The sequence below is a fragment of the Spiroplasma endosymbiont of Megachile willughbiella genome, assembly GCF_964273395.1.
Taxonomy (GTDB): domain Bacteria; phylum Bacillota_I; class Bacilli_A; order Mycoplasmatales; family Mycoplasmataceae; genus Spiroplasma_A; species Spiroplasma_A apis.
Map to the genome: position 1 here is coordinate 1,104,172 of NZ_OZ187005.1, position 20,052 is coordinate 1,124,223.

At 30.0% G+C, this 20,052-nt stretch carries 21 protein-coding genes; all 21 read right to left on the reverse strand.

The window, feature by feature from the left end; genetic code table 4:
• Positions 1 to 2 precede the first annotated feature (2 nt).
• Positions 3 to 1,823, reverse strand: a complete 1,821-nt coding sequence (locus tag ACI2WZ_RS04895) for a hypothetical protein (protein ID WP_500244816.1) — start codon at positions 1,821 to 1,823, stop codon at positions 3 to 5.
• Positions 1,824 to 1,940: 117 nt separating this feature from the next.
• A complete protein-coding gene (locus ACI2WZ_RS04900) occupies positions 1,941 to 2,465 on the reverse strand; it encodes an L-threonylcarbamoyladenylate synthase (protein WP_500244817.1) in 525 nt (174 codons plus the stop codon).
• Positions 2,466 to 2,579: 114 nt separating this feature from the next.
• Positions 2,580 to 4,010, reverse strand: coding sequence for a hypothetical protein (locus ACI2WZ_RS04905; RefSeq protein ID WP_500244818.1), 1,431 nt, complete (start codon positions 4,008 to 4,010; stop codon positions 2,580 to 2,582).
• An 8-nt stretch (positions 4,011 to 4,018) separates the two neighbouring features.
• Positions 4,019 to 4,837 (reverse strand): peptide chain release factor N(5)-glutamine methyltransferase, encoded by an 819-nt coding sequence (gene prmC / locus ACI2WZ_RS04910; RefSeq protein ID WP_500244819.1) that lies wholly within the window; start codon positions 4,835 to 4,837, stop codon positions 4,019 to 4,021.
• A gap of 3 nt (positions 4,838 to 4,840) precedes the next feature.
• On the reverse strand, positions 4,841 to 5,929 hold the full coding sequence (gene prfA / locus ACI2WZ_RS04915) for a peptide chain release factor 1 (RefSeq protein WP_500244820.1): 1,089 nt from the start codon (positions 5,927 to 5,929) through the stop codon (positions 4,841 to 4,843).
• An 11-nt stretch (positions 5,930 to 5,940) separates the two neighbouring features.
• Positions 5,941 to 6,543, reverse strand: a complete 603-nt coding sequence (locus ACI2WZ_RS04920; RefSeq protein ID WP_500244821.1) for a thymidine kinase — start codon at positions 6,541 to 6,543, stop codon at positions 5,941 to 5,943.
• Between the two features lie 32 nt (positions 6,544 to 6,575).
• Entirely contained in the window at positions 6,576 to 7,529 is a 954-nt protein-coding gene (locus tag ACI2WZ_RS04925; RefSeq protein WP_500244822.1) for a DHH family phosphoesterase, read from the reverse strand.
• 9 nt (positions 7,530 to 7,538) lie between these two features.
• Positions 7,539 to 9,398, reverse strand: coding sequence for a hypothetical protein (locus tag ACI2WZ_RS04930; RefSeq protein ID WP_500244823.1), 1,860 nt, complete (start codon positions 9,396 to 9,398; stop codon positions 7,539 to 7,541).
• Between the two features lie 90 nt (positions 9,399 to 9,488).
• Positions 9,489 to 9,776 carry a 50S ribosomal protein L31 gene (gene rpmE / locus ACI2WZ_RS04935; RefSeq protein ID WP_500222391.1) on the reverse strand — a complete coding sequence of 96 codons (288 nt, stop codon included), beginning with the start codon at positions 9,774 to 9,776 and terminating at the stop codon, positions 9,489 to 9,491.
• A gap of 97 nt (positions 9,777 to 9,873) precedes the next feature.
• Positions 9,874 to 10,047, reverse strand: coding sequence for a hypothetical protein (locus ACI2WZ_RS04940; RefSeq protein WP_023790260.1), 174 nt, complete (start codon positions 10,045 to 10,047; stop codon positions 9,874 to 9,876).
• A gap of 57 nt (positions 10,048 to 10,104) precedes the next feature.
• The gene (fba, locus tag ACI2WZ_RS04945; protein WP_023790261.1) at positions 10,105 to 10,998 is read right to left on the reverse strand and encodes a class II fructose-1,6-bisphosphate aldolase; all 894 of its coding nucleotides are present in this window, start codon (positions 10,996 to 10,998) and stop codon (positions 10,105 to 10,107) included.
• 82 nt (positions 10,999 to 11,080) lie between these two features.
• A complete protein-coding gene (pyrG, locus tag ACI2WZ_RS04950; protein WP_500244824.1) occupies positions 11,081 to 12,691 on the reverse strand; it encodes a CTP synthase in 1,611 nt (536 codons plus the stop codon).
• A 55-nt stretch (positions 12,692 to 12,746) separates the two neighbouring features.
• A complete protein-coding gene (rpoE, locus tag ACI2WZ_RS04955) occupies positions 12,747 to 13,184 on the reverse strand; it encodes a DNA-directed RNA polymerase subunit delta (protein ID WP_051372145.1) in 438 nt (145 codons plus the stop codon).
• Between the two features lie 19 nt (positions 13,185 to 13,203).
• Positions 13,204 to 14,397 carry an HD domain-containing protein gene (locus ACI2WZ_RS04960; protein ID WP_500244825.1) on the reverse strand — a complete coding sequence of 398 codons (1,194 nt, stop codon included), beginning with the start codon at positions 14,395 to 14,397 and terminating at the stop codon, positions 13,204 to 13,206.
• Positions 14,398 to 14,406: 9 nt separating this feature from the next.
• A complete protein-coding gene (gene gltX, locus ACI2WZ_RS04965; RefSeq protein ID WP_500244826.1) occupies positions 14,407 to 15,837 on the reverse strand; it encodes a glutamate--tRNA ligase in 1,431 nt (476 codons plus the stop codon).
• Positions 15,824 to 16,306: a 2-C-methyl-D-erythritol 2,4-cyclodiphosphate synthase gene (gene ispF / locus ACI2WZ_RS04970; protein ID WP_500244827.1), complete on the reverse strand. Its 483-nt coding sequence runs from the start codon at positions 16,304 to 16,306 to the stop codon at positions 15,824 to 15,826. Before ispF ends, gltX begins: the two co-directional genes overlap by 14 nt.
• A 90-nt stretch (positions 16,307 to 16,396) precedes the next feature.
• Positions 16,397 to 17,494, reverse strand: a complete 1,098-nt coding sequence (ychF, locus tag ACI2WZ_RS04975; protein ID WP_500244828.1) for a redox-regulated ATPase YchF — start codon at positions 17,492 to 17,494, stop codon at positions 16,397 to 16,399.
• Complete coding sequence (locus ACI2WZ_RS04980) at positions 17,494 to 17,682, reverse strand: DUF951 domain-containing protein (RefSeq protein WP_023790273.1); 189 nt, start codon at positions 17,680 to 17,682, stop codon at positions 17,494 to 17,496. The genes ychF and ACI2WZ_RS04980 overlap by 1 nt, the downstream gene beginning before the upstream one ends.
• Positions 17,672 to 18,553, reverse strand: coding sequence for a ParB/RepB/Spo0J family partition protein (locus ACI2WZ_RS04985; RefSeq protein WP_500244829.1), 882 nt, complete (start codon positions 18,551 to 18,553; stop codon positions 17,672 to 17,674). Before ACI2WZ_RS04985 ends, ACI2WZ_RS04980 begins: the two co-directional genes overlap by 11 nt.
• A complete protein-coding gene (locus tag ACI2WZ_RS04990; protein ID WP_023790277.1) occupies positions 18,540 to 19,313 on the reverse strand; it encodes a ParA family protein in 774 nt (257 codons plus the stop codon). The genes ACI2WZ_RS04985 and ACI2WZ_RS04990 overlap by 14 nt, the downstream gene beginning before the upstream one ends.
• Before the next feature lie 13 nt (positions 19,314 to 19,326).
• Positions 19,327 to 20,022 carry a 16S rRNA (guanine(527)-N(7))-methyltransferase RsmG gene (gene rsmG, locus ACI2WZ_RS04995; protein WP_500244830.1) on the reverse strand — a complete coding sequence of 232 codons (696 nt, stop codon included), beginning with the start codon at positions 20,020 to 20,022 and terminating at the stop codon, positions 19,327 to 19,329.
• Positions 20,023 to 20,052 lie beyond the last annotated feature (30 nt).

A 20,052-nucleotide genomic window follows, 5' to 3' on the forward strand; every position in this document is an offset into this window, starting at 1 on the left:
CCTTAATCATTGAGATCCTTTCAATTACCAGGAACTGAAAGGAGATTGTTATTTATTGGTTTTGTTGTATCATTGCTGTCAATCATTAAGCCATCTTTTCTTTGTTGATAAAGGTCATTTCGTTTTCTATTTTGAAATTGAACGAAAGTGCTTTCTGGGTCTACAAGAAATGCTGGGTTGAAAGTTGTATTAGCAAATTTCTCGACTCTTGCCAATTCTTCATCTCTTTCTTTGAAGATGTTTTCTTCTCTTTTTCTTTGCAAATTCTTATCAACATTTATCCTTAGTGCTGGATTTAATAAATCTACTTTAGTTTTTGCCGAATTAACGTTTCTTGTGTTATTAGTTTCTTCTTTAGACAAATCAACACTATTTGTAATATATCTATTTCCACTATCTGCATCAATTGTTTTTATTTGATTTTGTGAACTTAAACCAGGATTTGTAGCGAACCCGAGTTGGGGTTTATCCAAATTGAATTTTTTATCTATATTAACAAACTTGTCTGCGAACGAGTTGTTGTTCTGTTCAGGTAACTCATATTTGATTGGTGCAATAACCCTTGAGTTTAGTTCACTTAAAGACGATGACTGATCAATAGGTTTGTTCTCTCTTAAGAAAAGAGTTTGAGGTGGACGAGAAGAAAGATAACCATCAACTCTAATAATATCTTCATAAGATTCTGATTCACTCACTATCTTTTTAAGAAAGGCTTCAGGAATGTTTAATAAGAACTTAAGAGATTTAACCCCACCAAATATTACTTGAATAAAATTAATTGTATTTGTAAGTTGTTTAACACTTGAAGGTTTAAAATTATTTAAAACTATTGGTATATTAATGTCTTCAATCTCATATGCTTCAAAAGCTTCGCTAAATTCTGATCAAATAAAACTTATAGGATTATCGATATCGAAATCTTCTAACAACACTGATGACTCAGAAGCTTGCTTGCCGTATTCAGTTGTTGATAAGAATAACGAAGTTATTTCTCATAAAGTTCTTTTATCGTCCAAGTCCAAGAAAGGCAAGGCACTGATTATTTTTTTTACTAAATAAAGATAAGGCAAACTATAAATGAATACATCTTTTAAATCAATTATTATATGATTGGTTCTTTTTATCAACTCAACATAGGGTGCGTTATCTTCACTTAACATTAAAAAACAATTTCCAGATAAGCTATTTTTCCTCAAGTCTTCTTTGAAAGAAGCAAATGACAATTGTTTAGGAAAGCTTTGTTTTGGTGTTGTTAGTGTTTCATATTCGTTTAATCCAAAGTCTCATTCATCGTTTAAGAGAGTTGTATCAAACTCTAAAGGCTTATTAGAAACCTTAGTATCTGATGTTGTTTTTTTTCTATTTTTTGAAAACTCATAATCATTTTCTATATCATTTGAGATCATATTACTTTCATCAGATGAATTAAATAAGCTTCAATCTTCTTTTGTAGTTTCAAAGAAATCATTGTTATTTTTTATTTCTTCAAATCTTTCTTCTGTTTCAAAAGGTAAGTTTCCTAAACTGTTTTGTTTATCATTCGTAAACGAGATCTTGTTTACAAAGTTTTCGGTAGTTCCCTCAACATTTTTATTGAAGTCATTTTGAAAGTCGTTGGTATTGTCAACTGAATAATCAGTATAGTCTAACCCAAAAGGCGGCGCACTCAATCTGGTATTTTTAACAAAAGAGTTTTTTATGAAGGACGGTGCTAACTCGTCATCTTGAGACAAACCCATTTGTGCTCCTAACTGCACAAATCTTAGTTGCTCTTTTTCTTGTCGAATTTTTTCTTTTTCTTCTTCTTCTCTTTTTTTTCTCATTCTTTCAAACGGATTTACATACATACTGTCGCCCCCCCTTCAAATACACTATTAATTATATCACAAAAAAACTCAAAATGTTCATAAGAGTGTTGCAATGGAATATAGAGTTTGGTATTATATATTCCATCTTTTTTTTTCGTTCGTGATAATATTCACTAATCTAGAGGGCGGATTATTCAGATTCCCTATGAAAAAACATTTATTTTTTCCTAGGAAAGTGAATAGTTCGGATTTCTCAGAAAGTGGATTTTGTCCGGATACATTAACACTGGTTGAGTAAATTGGTCCTACATTATCTATAATCGTTTTTATATCTTTTCTTTTTACGACTCTAATGGCAATTGTTGACTGCTTGTCTTTTAAACTCTTTGCTATTACTGTTGTTGGGTAGTCTGACATTAGATAGTTTTCTACATCATCATTCATTTCAATAAGTTTAGATGCTTGTTTTAAGTTTGAGACTAATATTATTAAAGGTTTTGTCAAGTCACTTTGTTTTAGTTCATTTATTTTTTGAGCATTGTCTGCATTAACAATCGAACTTAAACCATAGATTGTATCGGTTGGTAATATTATTATTTCATTTTTTTTTAATAAATTGATTGCTTGATTAATTTTGAATCTATTTAAAAATTTCATTAGTGCTCCTTATAATCAAATAAATTATATCATAGCGTTATGATTCTTTTCGCTTACCTGTTCTTCACAAAAAAAATTCGCTCAATTAAAAAATAACTCTTCATGTTTTTTAAACTATGAAGAGTTATTTTTAAAATTTTTTTGATCATCTGTATTTGATTGGTCAATTATAAATTCTTTTTTATTTGTTTTTATTATCTTAGTAATTAATATTATGTAAGTAAAAAATATGAAAGTAGTTGATATAACAACTTGTGAAATAAATTGATTTCCTGGCAGTCAAAGGTAATTAATATGACTCTTTATTTGTTTGCTGTCGTATAAAAATGAGTCGCCAAAAATATTTCTGAACGCTTCTAAAGTTTCTTTTTGTTGACTATTGTCATTAATTTGACTTATTAGGTCGGTGTTTCAAAAATCTACTAGCAAATTTAGTTTATATACAGAGTACGCATTAACAACAACTACCAATATGATTTCAATAAACAAGATTGAGAATTGTGATATGAAAAAAAGTTTATTTATCTTCCATCCCTTAATATAAAAGATTATGAATATACACATAGTTGCCATTAAAAACGAAGTCGTAATAATTGGTAAGACCGCAACCATAAAAAATGAGCTACCCGTGTTAGAAACTAAATTATTAAAGCTATCAAACGATTTAAAACTTTTCACTAATGACGGTAATATATATGTTCAATTCAAAAGTGATAATATTTCTCCATCGGTAACTGATAAACTTATTATGTAAATAAGTTGAGGTATAAAAACAAGAAACGAAGCAATTATTAGTCACAATGAAATATTTCTATTATTGTTAATTGTAAGTTTATTTAACAAGTTAACTAACTTACTTTGTCCAACACCAGTCTTTCTTGTCGATAGATATTGTACTAAGTTTTCTGTTTTTTTAGACTCATTCGAATTCATAACATTGTTACTGAATAAAGATAGGAATATTATTATAACCATCACCTTAAATAAATTAAATCATCAAGTAGAGATTGTTGTGGTTCATTGATACTTTTTACCATTACCATCTCCAAAACTTGCGGTAAACGTGTTAAATAAATCTTTTAAATCACTATGTATCGAGTCAAGGTTTTTACTTTTTGCTATAAATATAAAAAGATCATAAAAACAAGAATAATAATATTCTGCAACAGAGAATGCAAAGACAGAAAGAATAATAAAGAGCATCAAAATACCAAAATATGAAGCTTTAACATGAGGGTTCATTCTTTTGTTTAAAACTATGAATGGCATCAAAAACAACAACAAAATCGAAAATAATAACAATGCAAATCCTGTTCACAAAAAAGTTTTCATTAAGTTCTCTGAGGGAGTTACATCATCACCAAAATATTTTATTATGGTTTGGTAATTTTCAAAATACTCTAAAAGATTTTTGTTTGAATAAAAAATTCCGATAAATGTGAATGAAGGAACCGATATAAGCATGAATACACAACAAGCAAAAAAAGCTTTTTTAAACAAGTTTTTTTTACTCAAATTTCTTGTTGATATAAAAGTATCCTTCATATTTTCACCTACTTACTAATAACAAAATATCTTCAGTTATTAAAATAATCTTTTTTAAAATCTATTTTATATTTTACTACTTTATGTTTAAATAACTTTTCAATTTCGTTTTTTTGTTGAAAACCAAACTCAGATATTATTATTAGATTTTTATTTATTTTATATAAATTATTAAGAAGGTCAAACAACTTTTGATAAAAGTGCAAACCATCATTTACAGCAAAAAGGGCTAGATGCGGTTCAAATTTACTCACTGAATGTGCAACGTTTACATCACCTTTTTTTATATATGGTGGATTCATCAAAATAATATCTGGGGTTAATTGAAGTTCAAATATGAAATCTAAAAAATCGCTGTTTATCAGATTTGCCTCAATATTTAAAATTTCGGAGTTGTATTTTGCTACCTCAAGTGCACTTGATGATATATCTGATAATCAAAGTTCAATATTTCGAAACTTCTTTTTTAGACTTAACCCGATACAACCACTACCACAACATACGTCTATGACTAAATTACCACTTTTAGTAAAATTAAGGGCCTCCTCAACAAGCATCTCAGTTTCTACCCTTGGTATTAGCACTCTATCATCCACGTAGAATTCACTTTCATAAAAATACTTCTTTCTAGTTATATATTCTAGTGGAATACCTTGTTTAAATTGATTTATGTATTCAAAAAAAAGATCTAACTTTTTATTCTCAATAGTATTATTTATTGAGAAATCCTTTGCAGATCATTTATTTAAGATCATTAATATCTCTTTAATCACCTTAAAATCAATATTCGATAATTGTTCAGAACTTAATAGATCTTTTATAACCATGAGTTAGTTTCCTTCGATGTGTTTTTCAATCAATTCTTTTTGTTCGTTATTTATTAATTCTGTAATAATCTCTTCCAAGTTTCCTTCCATCACTTGATCTAGCTTATTAAGTGTTAAATTAATTCTATGATCAGTTACTCTATTTTGTGCATAATTATATGTTCTAATTTTCTCACTTCTCGCTCCTGTACCAACGGCGTTTTTTCTCATATTAGCTGCCTCTGATTGTTGTTTCTCTAACTCTGCTTCATAAATTTTTGATCTTAGCATTGTCATTGCAATATCCTTGTTATCATGCTGGCTTCTTCCATCTTGTGAAGATGCAACAACACCAGTCGGAATATGAGTAATTCGTACCGCTGAGTCAGTAGTATTAATGTGTTGTCCACCAGCTCCACTTGCTCTAAATGTATCAATTCTTAAATCACTTGCTTTTATTTGAACTTCTACGTCACTCATTTCTGGAAGAACTGCAACTGTGGCTGTCGATGTTTGAATTCTACCCTTAGATTCTGTTTTGGGAACTCTTTGAACTCTGTGACTTCCGGACTCAAATTTCATTTTGGAATAAGCACCAGCACCTTTTAAAAGAAAAGAAATTTGTGTAAATCCCCCTGCTGTTGATTCGCTTTTTTCTAAAATATCTATTTTTCAATTATTTTTTTCAGCTAGCTTTGTATACATTCTAAATAGATCACCTGCAAAAATGTTCGCCTCATCTCCACCTGCTGCACCCCTAATCTCAAAAATTACATTTTTGTCATCATTAGGGTCCTTTGGTAATAACAGTAGTTCAATTTCTTCTTCTAACTTCTTAGTGTTATGTTGAGATTCGTCTAATTGAGCTTTTGCTAATTCTCTCATCTCCGGATCTTTTTCATTATCTAAAATACTTTTTGCTTCTTGAAGATCAGACACTACTTTTTTATACTCCATGTATTTTTGAACGGGCTGTTCTAAATTAGAGCGTTCTTTATTTAACTCAGTTAACAACTTGATGTCCCTTAAGTTTTCTTCTTTTTGAAGTTCGTTATCAATAGTTTTTACACGTTCTTCCATGATATCTAAAGCTTCAATTGTTTTTTTGTTCATTTTAAATTCTCCTATTTTGGTTCTATGTAACAGTGTCGGCATCTAGCCTCATACTTCTCTTGTGCCGAAATCAACACAATTGGTTCGTTTGCTTTGGCTGGTTCTCCATTAATAATTCTTTGAGTTCGGTTCGCATTACCACCACAAGAGTGACAAATAGAGGTTAACTTATCAACATATTCAGCTTGCACTAATAGGCGATCAACATTTTGAAATGGATTATTTTTAAAATCTTTATCCAAACCATTAGCAATAACTATTATACCTTTATCAGCCAATCGTGACAAAACTTCGACTATGTTTGTATCTAAAAATTGTATTTCATCCACCCCGACTATATCTACATTCTTCTTAGCGCTTTCCTCAAGAAAAATCTTTTCCAATTCTTCACTGCTTGTTACCTTAATTGATTCAATACTAAGTCCCGAGTGCGAAAACACATCTTCCTTAGAATATCGATTATCAATATCAGGTTTAAAAACTAGCACATTTTGTTGAGCATATTGATATCTGCGAAGTCTTCTTATGAATTCCTCTGTTTTACCAGCGAACATACACCCAGTGATTAATTCTATTCATCCTCTTTTTGACTTAAGATTGATTCTATAATCCATTTTGTTTCTCCAATTCTTAATTGACTTTAAAATTATATGTTATTATTTATAAGTTTTTTTAAATCTTCTATCAAAAGTTTCAACTCTTTAAGTGAAGTGAGTTTACAACCAGATGCTAATTTATGTCCACCACCGTTATATTTTATAGCAACACTATTTATATCAAAGTTTCTACTTCTTAATGATACTTTTAACTCACCCAATTTATTTCTATAAACTAGAAACCAAATATCAATTTCTTTAATTCCTGACATTGTTGACAAAGCCAGTTTCATTTTTTCTTCTCTAATACTGCTTTTTCTTAGATCCTTATCTTTTATAACTATATAACTTATCGGATAATCTTTTACTTGTTTTGCTTTAAGAAACATTTTATTTAATCATTTAACAACGACTAAGTTTTTAAGATATAAATCATCATAAATTTTTGTTATATCGATATCTTCTTGCAATAAGTTGCTTGCAACTTCGAAAGTTTCAGCAGAAGTGTTTCTGTATAAAAACCTTCCTGAATCTGTAATTAGACCAAAATAAAGAAATTCAGCCGCTGTTTTTGAAACTTTTAGTTTATTAAAGTAGGCTCATTGTGAAATAACTTGCGTGCAAGATATTGCTTTATCATCAACTAACTTGTCTTCCGTGAAATTATCCGACTCTAAATGATGATCTATTTTAAAAATCTCTTTTACATCGTTTTTGTGTTGATAATCAATTCTATCGAAGTTTGCAACATCGACAGTGATTAAAAGGGAGTTATTTAAAGTTGTTTCATCTATTGTAAACTCATCTTCAAAGTTAGCAGCTTCGTTCAATTTCGCCCCAACAACATAAACGCTCTTATCAGGAAAATTATCTTGTATTATATGCTTCAAACCCAATGCACTTCCTTGGGCATCCCAATCAGGAGAGATGTGTTTTGCAATTATTATAGTATCAAATGTTTTTATTTTTTTTATTAAGTTGTTAGACTGTGTTTCGGTAATCATTTTAGTCTCCTATACTGCCTTGAGAATCGCTTTGTTATTAAAATATATTTTAACCTTATCACCTATATCATAACCCCTAGGTGAATAAAACAAAAGTTTTGCATCGTTATTTAAAACTACTTCATACATTTCTCTGTCTATGAAAATGTTGTTTTTACTTATTTCTCCTTGGAACTCGAAATAATGACCCGTTACGTCTTTCTTATTAGTATAAATCTCGAACGGATTCAACAATATCTGACCTTTTAACGGCAGGCTTTTGGTTTCGAGTTTCACCTTTTGATTATCGACTCTCAAGTTTTTGCCATCATAAGTGAAAGGTACTCTATTCTTATCAATGAAGAAATCACTTCCATAAGTGCTTCAACTTTCCCCTAAAAGATTCTCTAAGTTAGTTTTCTTTATGAAAGAGTTTTCCACTAACACAAAATCTTCTTTAACATTGTGTAACTTATTTATACTCTTTTCAATAAACACAACTGTGAATTTAGGATTTAGTTTTTTTAAATTATTTGCTGCATTTATAATTTCTTCTGCCTCATCGTAAGAAAGTTTTTCTAGTACATTATAAAAAACAATATTGTACTTGTTCAAATAAACTGACTTTAAAAGTTTGAACTGTATATTATTTATCGCACTAAACTTTAGTGAGTTTTTCAATAAGTTGAAAGATATCCCGAGATCTTCTGCCGTTGTATCGGTTCACGTTATTGCCTGCTTATAAACTGAAGTTATTTTATTTTTTAACTCACGTTTTTTTTCTCTAAATTTATTAAAGTCACCATCCATAACATCATCATCTAAAACTTTTTTATGGTACTTGTGCATTACTTCAACTATTTTACCCCTTAAGGTTGTTGACTCATCAAACAATGCATCATAAAACATTTTTTCTTGTTTTTTTCTAAACTCGTAACGTTGGTCTTGGACTAACTGTCTTCAAGAGAAGAATGTTTCTAATGTCTTAACCTTCTTTTGCTTTGCGTAATTAAATTTTATTAGCTCTTGTTTAATCTGTTTTTCTAACCCTTTTAGAACAACTTTGTTTTTTTCTATTTTACTTTTAACATTACCTACTTTAACATCAATTATTTTTAAATGCTTTCGCACTAGATAGATATGTTGTCTGAAGTTCAATTCTTTTGCCTTTTTCTTAATGCTTTTTTGTTTTGATTTATTAGCATTATATTCGCAAGTACATAATGAATTAAGATCTATAAAAGAGTAGACTTTGTCCCAAAGACTTTGCAAGAAGTTTTGGAAAAGTTCTAAATTGGCTGTTTTTTCTTTTAAATAAAAGTAATCTCTAGTTATTATTTTTATATGTTCTGCTAGGTTAGGATACCTTTCTTCTAAATTTGAGTCGTTAAAGGTAACAATTTGCTTTAAGAAATCTGAAAGCCATTGTTCTTCTACTTCGATAGATCCATCAATAAACTTTTCGATCATCAATTCAACTTTTCTTCTCATTGAAAGGTCAGTCTCATTATTTTTAGAGGTAGAGAAAGAAAGAAAAGAATATTTGCTGTTTAAATAATTAACTTTTGCTTCAGTATAAAAGTTTTTGTTAAATAAAAGAGAAAAGTACAATCAAAACTTTTCGGGTCATTGTCTAAAAAATCTGTTCCCTGGTTTTATTAGAGATACTCTTGTTTTTGTTCATTGCTTATTAACTTTGTCATATCCATCAATTTTAAAAATACCACTTTTAACTGAATGATTACCTATTAAGATATTTTTTATTTGTTTTGAAGCCTGTCTTTCTCTTGCAAGGAGACTTACAACATTCGAGCTTTTTATATCTAAATTAATATTTTGTAAATTTATTTTTTTATTATTAAACTTTGTATTTTTTAACAAAAAACTCATGGTGAACTCCTTCCCACATAATATTATTGTATAACAATTTAAAATAAAATAAAAAACTAGGTAATCCTAGTTTTTTAGCAAAGTAAGAAATTATTTACTTTCTTTTGATTTTTTAGCATTTTCTGCTTTTTGAGCTGCACTTGCTTTTTCTCTTTCAGCAGCTTTAGCGTCTTTTTTAACAAATTTTTCTTTAAACTTTTCAACACGACCTTCTGCGTTAGCAAAAGATTGTTTACCAGTGTAAAATGGGTGACAGTTTGAACAAGTATCTATTCTTACTTCCTCACCTTTTGTTGAACCTGAAATAAATTCATTGCTGCAAGTTGTACAAACAAACTTAGCTTGAAAGTATTGCGGGTGTGCATTTAGTTTAGGCATATTCTTATCTCCTTTTATTTTAAATAACTTTAAGTTCAATACAAAAATAATAATACCATATAAACAAAAAAACTAATTAATTAATTAGTTTTTTTGTTTATTTTTCGTATTTAGTCTTTAAGGCTTCTCTGCCCCCGTCTTTATACTTTTTCATTCAGTTTCTAAGTGATACTACACTTATATTTCTAGTGGGTGCAAACTGAATAGCAGTTGCCCCCGATTTCTTGAAGTCCTCGATAATTTTGATTTTCTCTTCAACAGTAAGATGCATTCAAACCACTCTCCAATATTTAAAAATTTAATAATTTTTTAATATTTGCTATGGTTATTATTTTGCCTTTCCTTGACTCCCAAATACTTTTGTCAATTCTAAGAAAGTTTCTTTTATTGCTTTATATCCTGGCGCTAAAAGTTTTCTTGGATCGAATCCTTTAGCGTCATCATCTAAATCTTTTTTATCTTCGATGTATTTTCTAGTAGCGTCTCTAAATGATAATTGTAACTCAGTGTTTACATTAATCTTAGAAATACCTAATTTGATAGCTTTTTCTACTTGATCTTGAGGGATACCTGAACCACCATGTAGAACCATTGGTAGGTTGCAAGCTTCTTGTAAACTTTCTAATGTTTCAAAAGATAATGCTTTTCATCATTCAGGATATTTTCCATGAATATTTCCGATTCCGGCTGCAAGCATGCTAATTCCAGTGGTTGACATTTCAGCTGCTTGTTTAGGGTCACCTAGTTCACCTTCACCAACAACACCGTCTTCTTCCCCACCAATTGAACCTATTTCTGCTTCAACAGAAACTTCGTGCTCATTTGCAAAAGCCATTAATTCTTTAACTTTTGCAATGTTTTCTTCATAGGGAAGGTGAGACCCGTCGAACATTACAGAAGAGTAACCAGCTTCAATACACTTCTTAGCCATTTCAATTGATTGACCATGATCTAAGTGTAAAGCTACTGGAACTGTAATATTAAGTTCTTCTAGTAATCCATTAACCATTCCTACGATGGTTTTTAAACCACCCATATATTTTATTGCTCCTTCTGAGGTAGCAATAATAGTAGGTGTGTTTGACTCCTGAGCAGCTTCTAAAACCGCCTTCGCTCATTCAAGATTGTTTATGTTAAAGTGTCCTATAGCATATTTTCCTGCATGTGCATCCTTAACCATTTGACTAGCATTAACTAATCGATTGTGATATTTTTTTGACATAAAAAATTTCCTCCCAAAAGTTATTATACAACCATAAATAGTTATAGTGTAGGTTATTATTAAAATCCTAGTGTGCTAACAATTACGTTGTTTTCTTGCTATTTTCTTTATCGATAGCACTTACAAAACCTTTAAATAATGGGTTTGGTTTGTTAGGTCTCGAAGTAAACTCAGGGTGATATTGACATGCTATAAAGAAATCATTACTTGGGATTTCGATTACTTCAACTAAATTTTCTTCTTGGTAAATACCAGAGAAAACCATCCCCGCTTCTTCAAACTTTGATTTAAATTTGTTATTAAATTCAAAACGATGACGATGACGCTCTAATGCATAATCGCTACTGTACAATGTTTTTGCTAGTGTTCCTTCTACTAACTTTGTTTTATAAACACCTAACCTAAGTGTTCCCCCAATTTTCTCTCTATTCTTTCCTTCAATGATATCTATAATAGGATATGGAGTATATTCATTTAACTCAGTTGTGTTAGCACCATCATAGTTCAATACATTTCTGGCGAACTCTATACAAGCCACTTGCATACCTAAACATATTCCTAAAAATGGAATATTTTTAGTTCTAGCATATTCTACTGCTAGTATTTTTCCTTCTACACCAGACTCACCAAAACCTCCAGGTACTAATATTCCCTTTGCGTCACTTAGAAAACTTTCAACATTCTCTTTATTTAGCTTGCGGGCATTAACCCATACGAATTTAATTTTCTTTTTGATATCATAACCTGCTATTTTTAACGACTCCATAACTGACAAATAAGCATCACTTAACTCTACATATTTACCAACAATATGTACTGAAAGTGTTTCTTTGGAGCTTGCTATATTTTCATTAAATTGTAGCCAACCCATCAAATCGGTTTTTGAAAGTTTTAAGTTAAGTTGTTTAGCTACTATTTTGTGAAGGTTTGTTTTCTCAATTATCAGCGGTACTTTGTAAATGGACTCAACATCTTTACAAACTATGACATTTTCTTTTGGAATATTACAAAACAGAGAGATTTTATCCTTTAATTTTTGATCTATATCTCCTTCTGTTCTAGCCACAATCACATCTGGTTGTATCCCTAAGCTTAACATTTCTTTAACCGAATGCTGTATGGGTTTAGTTTTGTATTCACCCGATACCTTTAAGAAGGGTAATAAAGCAACGTGAATAAACATAACTTTGTCATGCCCTTGCTCCATTCTAATTTGTCTAATAGCTTCAATAAATGGTTGCGATTCAATATCTCCAACAGTTCCACCAATTTCGCTAATTATTACATCTGCATTAGACTCTAATTGTGCTTTGTATATTTTATCTTTAATCAAATTTGTTATATGTGGTATAACCTGTACAGTCTTACCCCCAAATTCACCTAATCTCTCTTTAGAAAGAGCTTCTGAATAAATCTTTCCAGCACTGGTAGATGAACTTTTACGTAAATTTTCATCAATAAATCTTTCGTAATGTCCTAAATCAAGGTCAGTTTCCCCACCGTCATTGGTTACAAAAACCTCTCCGTGTTCTATAGGATTCATAGTTCCTGGGTCTATATTAAGATAGGGATCAAACTTTTGCATAAATACTTTGATACCACTTTGTTTTAATAAAACTCCAAGTGAGCTACCTGTTATTCCCTTACCTAAACCCGAAACTACTCCACCTGTAATAAATATAAATTTTGTCATTTTAAATCTCCTTAAAAAATAAAAAGTAGTTAACAAACTACTATATTATATCATTCTAATCATCGTAATCCTCATCATCGTCATCATCGTCTAAATCTAAGAATAAATCATTTGATGTGTCAGTAGTATCATGAATAATGTTTTCTTTAACACCTTTTTTTAAAGTATCTCCTTCATCGAAGATATCTGTATGAACGTAAGAGTCAATATCATCGAATTCTTCTGTTGTCTCGAACTTATCAATGTAGTCATATTGTTTTTTAACATCTTCGAACTTAAGATAGTCTCTTAAACCTCATTTACCATCAGCTGTTAAAGCAAATCTATTGTCCAATACTAAATCTGTGTAAAGTTCAGCGATAATCTGATTTTTATTCACATTTTCGCCATTAATTTCTTTTGAGATTGTATTTCAAATTTCCTCAAATGAAGCATCTCCTTGCTTTTCCTTTAAAAGATTGAATGTAATTTCAATCGGTGTTAAATTTGCCATCATTATTCCTCCATAGTTTTTATTCTACATTATCCTTATCGAAAATATAAACTATTTTTTCATTATTTTTTTCATTTTTCGTATTTAAAATAGTTGATATTTGTGTTAATTTTATTTTATTTTCATCTTTGAGTATGTATATATTTTCGTCTTTGTAGTGGGTTTCATCCTTGTATAAAATAAAAGGTTTCATTTTGAAAACTTCAAAATAAAAGTCCGCCCCTTCCCCGTGGTTTTTTTTCATAGTATTAAAATTGTCCATAGTTATTTCGGAGGTTGCGCCTAAAAATCTTCTATTGATTATCCTACTTGCCAAATCTTTCAAAATCGCATCTTTTTCATTCGCAAATGCTTTAATGTATTCCATTAGTGAGTAATCATCCAGACGTAAATAATTTTCCAGAGTTATTTCTCTATCTTCTAGAATTTCTAGGATATAAGGTAAAAAATACAAACTTTGAAAATTATAATTATCTTTATAAAGTGATCTTGCTCTTTTAAACATAAGGTAAAAAGTCCTATCGAAACCTGTTGATACCTTATGGTTATAAATTTGCTTGAACATATGATATCTTCCTAATAAATAATGTTCAAGTGCATTGATAGTTTTTGGTGGAAATGCTATCTTACCATCTCTTACTTTGGCATTTCTAATTATTCACTCAATATCAAGATTAGAGTAGTTGACCCCTGTATTTACAGAATCACGTAGTAAATAATCCAACCTGTCAGCATCTAATTGACTTGAAACTAAGAAATTAACTATTGGATTTTTATGTTCTCCATTAATTACATCAGCCACATCCTTAGGGTTAATTTGATGAATTTTTAAAACTTTGTTAACTTCTGTATTTCCTAAAATTATCTTTATAGAGTATTCTTCATGACTTATTTTTGAAACTGATTCAAAGGTGTGAGAAAAAGGACCATGACCAACGTCATGTAACAAACCAGCTATTTTTAAAATAAGTTGGTCATTTGCCTCAATGTGTTTAGCAATTTCTTCGTTTTGCAAGAATTTCGATAAAACGTGAAATACTCCTATACAGTGAGAAAATCTAGTGTGGTTTGCTCCCGGAAAAACAAACTGACCACCGCCAAGCTGTATAATCCTTCTTAATCTTTGGAATTCTTTTGTATTAATAAGTTCCATTATTACTTTATCTTTGATTTGTATGTCCCCGTGAACATTATCTCGTATGAATTTTTCCACATTAACCACCTATACTAATGACTCAATATTTTTAATCACATTATCTCTACCTATTAACATAATTGTTTTAGCAAGTTCTGGACCATGTTCAGAAAGTGTTGAACAAATTCTTAATGGCATAAATAATTCTTTACCTTTTCTGTTATGTTTTATTCCCATATCTTTGATCAATGATTTGATTTCATTCTCATCAAACGTTACCAAGCTTTTTAATTTTTCTTTGAAATCGTGTAGCATAATTTTATAGTCGCTGAAATCACTAAGTTGTTTTAATGTTTCTTCGTTTATATGTTGAGAATCAAAGAACATATTTAAATGTGCATTAATTTGTGCACCAAACTCCAACTCTTTTTTGAATAATAATAATACATCATTCAATCAAGATTCATTTTTGGAATCGATATCAAATATTTCTTTATCTATAAATTTTTTTGTAAAAGATAAATATTCTTCTTCAGTTAACTTTTTCATTCACTGACTATTAATTCATTTTAACTTCATAACATCAAAAGTACTTGGAGACTTTGAAAATCTTTTTTCATCGAAAATATTAATTAATTCGTTTCTTTCAAATATCTCTTGCTCGCCACTCGGGCTTCATCCGAGTAGTGAAATGTAATTGAAAATTGCCTCAGGTAAATAACCTTTTTCACGATACTGGCTGATGAAAAACAAACTATTTCCACTTCTCTTTGAAAGTTTCTTTTTTGTATCATCAACAATAAGTGTCAAATGGCAAAATACCGGCATATCTCAGTTGAATGCTTCATATATCATACATTGTCTTGGAGTGTTAGAAATATGTTCCTCTCCTCTAACCACATGAGATATTTTCATATCATAATCATCAACGACAACTGCGAAATTATAAGTAGCTATACCATTTGTTTTCAAAATAACAAAGTCACCGATCTCTTTTGAATCAAATTCAACAAGACCTCGAACTAAGTCATTTATTTTATATATTTTATTTTCTGGTACCTTGAATCTAATATTGTAGTCCTTATTATTTTCATCATTTTTTAGGGTTCTACAAGTCCCTGCATATTTTGGCGCTAATATACCGTTTTCTAGTTGTCTATTTCTTTCCAACTCTAGTTGTTCAGGAGTACAATAGCATTTATAAGCCTTACCTTCATTCACTAGTTTCATTGCCATGTCTTTATAAATTTGAAACTTTCTTGATTGCATGTATTCACCGTAAACTTCTTTAGGGTTTAAAAACGACTCATCAGGAATGATTCCAAGTCATTTTAAATTATCAAATTGTGAGTCGATTGCTCCGTCCACGTTTCTCTCTAGATCCGTATCTTCAATTCTTACAATAAAATCTCCATCATAATGTTTTGCAAAAAGATAATTCATTAATGCTGTTCTAGTATTTCCGATATGCAAAAATCCTGTTGGTGAAGGTGCGTATCTAAGTCTATATTTTTTCATTTTTTTTCTCCTCTTTATAAATCAAAACAGAACTATAACAAACTATTGAGTTTAGTAATGTTCCTTCTGAGGTAGTGGCTTTTAAAGATATATCATTTTCACTAATCTCTAAGATTTTTGCAATATTCTGTTTAATAAGTTTTTTTGTTGCTTTCAAACTAGGTTCATCAAGTTGTATAGTTATATCGATGTTTGAGATTCTATAATTCCTTTTTTTTAGTTTCTCAAGTGTTTCTTTTATCATAATAATCGAGTCAAAACCTCTAACGTAAAATTCAGGTTTATAATATGTTCCCAAGTCTTCAAGTCCCATCGCTCCTAATAAAGCTTCTGTTAAAGAGTGTCAAATAACATCACCATCACTATAGGCATCAACTGTTTTTTTGCATTCTATAAAAAAACTTCCCAACATGAAACCTTTACCTGATTTCAATTTATGTATATCTTTTGAAAACCCTACTTTAAACACAAAAGACCTCCAATAAAGTAGATTATAAACTATTTTAAATTGATAATTAAGTTCTAATTATTTTTAAAGTAAAAAAACCTTTCGGTTTTTTTATCTATTGAATTTAAAGAAACACACATCGCCATCTTGAACAACATAATTTTTACCTTCAAGCCTTATCTTCCCAGCATTTTTTAAAGCTTGCTCTGTCTTATGTTCAAAAATATCAATGCACTTGTAAACATCTGCCTTTATGAAACCCTTTTCAAAATCTGTGTGAATTATCCCTGCACATTGCGGTGCTGTGGAACCATCTTTGAATTGTCAAGCTCTTGCTTCTTGTGGTCCGGCTGTAAAATAAGTTTTCAATCCTAGTGTTTTATAAGAGGCTTTAATCAGAATTTCTAATCCTGGTTCATTGATACCAACATCCTTAAGAAAAATTTGTTTTTCTTCTTGTGGAAGTTCACTTAGTTCTTCTTCAACCTTAGCAGAGATTTTCACTACCTCGGAGTTGTTTTCATTTGCGTATTTCTTAACGGCTTCAACGTACTGATTATCATCTAAAATTTCGTTCTCAGCTACATTTGCTACATATATCATTTTTTTAGTTGTTAATAATTGAAACGATTTTAATATATGTAGTTCTTCATCATCATAAGATAATTTATTTAATAATTTACCTTCTGCTAACTGTTGTTCGCATTTTTTAAGTAAGTTATACTCATTTAAAATATCTTTATCCTTAGATGATTTAAACTTTGGTTCCAACTTTGCTAGTCTTTTCTTTACACTAGCTTCATCAGATAGAATTAATTCTAATTCTATAATCTCTATATCTCTTATAGGATCAACACTGCCTTCTACATGAGTTATCTCCTTAGAGTCAAAACACCTAACGACTTGGCAAATTGCATCGGTATCTCTAATATTTGCTAAAAAGGCATTTCCCAAACCTTCTCCTTTACTTGCTCCTGCGATCAGCCCAGCTATATCAACAAATTCTATTGTCGTGTAAATGGTTTTTTTACTTCCAAATAGTTTTGCTAACTGGTCTAGTCTATCATCTGGAACTTCAACTATCCCCACATTAGGTTCAATTGTAGCGAATGGGTAATTTGCAGCTTCGACTTTTGAATTTGTGATTGCATTAAACAATGTTGACTTACCAACGTTTGGCAACCCCACTATACCTACTTGTAAACTCATTATTTTATTTCACTTTCTATTTCTTTTATTACTTTGATTAATTTGTCCTTCGTAAATTCTAAAAAAATACTAGGGTTTATTGATGATTTTAATTTGTATGTTGTACCAATTCTTACCACTATTCATTTTTGAGTTTTACTTGGATGTGGTTTTTTTAATATCACAATGTCGTTCAATTTAATTGTCATCGTTTAATCCTAAAAGTTCTAGTATTCTATTTAAGTCATCGGTATCACCGTAACGAATAACTAACTTTCCGCTGTCAATTGAAACTCTCGTTCCAAGCTTTCGCATTATTTTATTTTCTACATGTATGATGCTAGATTCTTTACTCTGTGATTTACTCTCTAAAGTTGTATTTTCAGTTTTGGTCTTTTTTCTTATCAAACTTTCAACTTCTCTAGCTGTTAAATCATCTTTTAATATTCTTTCAAATACTTCTTCAAACAAAACTTTATTATTTAATATTGATAATAAAGGCTTCGCTTGACCCATAGATATTTTTTTCTCCATCATTGCTTTTTGCACATTGTCTGGAAGGTTCAATAACCTCATTATATTTGCTACGTGCGATCTTGACTTACCAACTCTTGTAGCAATTTCTTCTTGTTTTAGTTTTAAGTTTTTCGAAAGTTTTTTATAGGCTACTGCCTCTTCAATATCTAGAAGGTCAACCCTTTGAATATTTTCAACTATTGCAAATTCTTCCATTTGTAATTCAGATAGATTTAGAATAACAACCGGCACTTCTTTGAGACCTGCAATCTTAGATGCTCTAAGTCTTCTTTCACCAGCAACTAATTCATTGTTGTTATTAATAATTAAGGGTTGAATCAAACCATGAATTTTTATAGATTCACTTAATTCAGTTAGTTCTTCTTCGTTAAAAACTTTTCTTGGTTGAAACGGATTGGGTTTCAATAAATTGATATCTATATTTACTGATGCACTTTTTGCAATTGTCTTATCATTCTCGATAACTCCAACAATGTCAGAAACTGATTCTCCAAAGATGTCATCCAACCCTTTGAAATTATATTTTTTCTTAGACGCCGCCATTTTCTTTCAACACCTCTTTCACAAACTCTATATAAGCAATTGAACCTGGACCTGATTTGTCATACTCAAAAATTGATTTACCCTCAATAGAAGATTCTGAGATTTTTATATTTCTTGGTATAACGGATTTATAAACCTTAGGTCCAAAAGTTTTAATTATTTCTTCAAGGACATCGTGAGCTAGTCTTGTTCGTGAGTCAAACATTGTTACTAACACTCCCTCGATTGTTAAGCTTGGGTTTAATGTTTCTTTTACTTTCTTAATTGTTCTCAATAGTTGTGCAACTCCGTGCATAGCATAGTGTTCTGCTTGAATAGGAATCAAAACAGTATCTGAGATAGCTAATCCGTTTCTATTTATTAGACCCAAACTTGGGGGGCAATCAATTATTATAAAGTCGTAGTTTGTTTTTATTGCATTTATTTGATCACGTAATACGTTTTGATTATTATTTTTTTGTTCTAAAAGAACTAAATCAACGGCCGCTACATCTATTGAACTAGGTGCAAGGTCTACATTTGGTTTAATATTTTTTACTATGATTTCCGAGATATCTTTATCACCCACTAAGATATGATACATACTCAATGTATTGTTATCTATTTCATAGCCAACACCTGTTGTAGCATTGAATTGTGGGTCCATGTCTATAAGAAGAACCTTTTTATTGGCCATTGCCAAACCACATGCTAAGTTTACAGAAGTTGTTGTTTTACCAACGCCTCCTTTTTGATTTGATATCGAAATAATTTTTGCCATAATATTCTCCTATTTACTTTCCTAAAGGTCTTTTTTTAATTTGTCCATATTGTCTTGGATACTGATTAGCGGTTTTATTTTCTTTTAAGAAAAATAAATTGGTTCGTTCTCCTAGGAATTCATAATATAGATTTTGTTCTTTTAATAATTTTAATCCAATTAAATACTCTTTATTATTTAATTCTAAAATTTCTTTTTCGACATTTTTACCTTTTAAACAGATAAAGTATCCATTAATAGTTAGTGCCTGCACCCCTATTTCTAACAAAATATTTAGAGGTGCCATTGCTCTCGATACGATAATATCAAACTTTTCTTTATTGTTTAAGGAAAAAACTTCAGCTCGTTCATTTCAAACATAAATGTTTTTTAAGTTGAGATTATTGATTACCATTTTTAAAAAGCTTACTTTTTTAGAGTTGGATTCAACAAGGTGGAGTTCAATCATAGGATAAAAAATTTTCAAAACTATTCCGGGAAAACCTGCACCAGTACCTATGTCCAAGACTTTTTGTGTATTTAATTCAAAGTCCTTAGTAAATAACAAGGAATCGAAAAAGTGTTTGTAAATGATGTCTTGGTCATTTATTATGGTTGTGAGATTATATTTTTTATTCTCTTCTTGCAAAAGGTTTTTAAACTTGATTAATTTTTCTTTGACTGATTCCTCTATTTTATAACCTATCATTTCAAAACTTGTTCAATCCATTCTTACCTCCAAAAATAAAAAAAAGCTTAT